Below are 614 nucleotides of genomic sequence, written 5' to 3' on the forward strand. Positions count from 1 at the left end.
GGTTCAGAAGAGTTTGTGACGATGCGTTAATTTGTTAGATATAATCAATCCACTATAAAATAAATACAGTGTTACTGGGATAAATTTTGCGCAGCCTCTGTCAGCGTAGACACAGCAAGCAAGTAAAATTTATATCAGTGACACGTTATAATGTTTGGACTCTTTTTATTTAAGACTAATGATAGTAATAGCAAAAAGGCTGTTCTTTATAGAATAGCCTTTTTTATTGCCTATTTTTGATTTAGCGTAGCGTCAGATACAGACAGCACAATCATGATACTGCTATGATGCGCTTAATAGAAGCCGTTTGTGAGATGACTGTGTGGCAAGTATACCTCTATATTTTACCAATTGGCCTTGGGATTATGACGTTGGCAGCAAGCTTACTGTGCTTGTTTGCATACCTCATGTCGGATGACAATGCCACGCGTCTGCCAGCTTTTAACTGGTTTAAGCGTTTAATTATTGTGGCATTTATTCTACTAAGCGTTGGGCTGTTTATGACCTTTGGGCATTTTTGGGGTTAGCTCAAGTCTGTTACAATTAAAGCCAACCTTTATGAGCTAACGATTTTCTCTAATTCTAATAATGCTAAGTCTTGACGCTTCGGTTCG

The 614-nt window shown here is 37.8% G+C and carries 1 protein-coding gene; it reads left to right on the forward strand.

The window, feature by feature from the left end; genetic code table 11:
* Positions 1 to 284 precede the first annotated feature (284 nt).
* On the forward strand, positions 285 to 527 hold the full coding sequence (locus tag ACS8FD_RS22170) for a hypothetical protein (RefSeq protein ID WP_299217489.1): 243 nt from the start codon (positions 285 to 287) through the stop codon (positions 525 to 527).
* Positions 528 to 614: the final 87 nt, after the last annotated feature.

The sequence above is a fragment of the Psychrobacter sp. 1U2 genome (assembly GCF_051847575.1).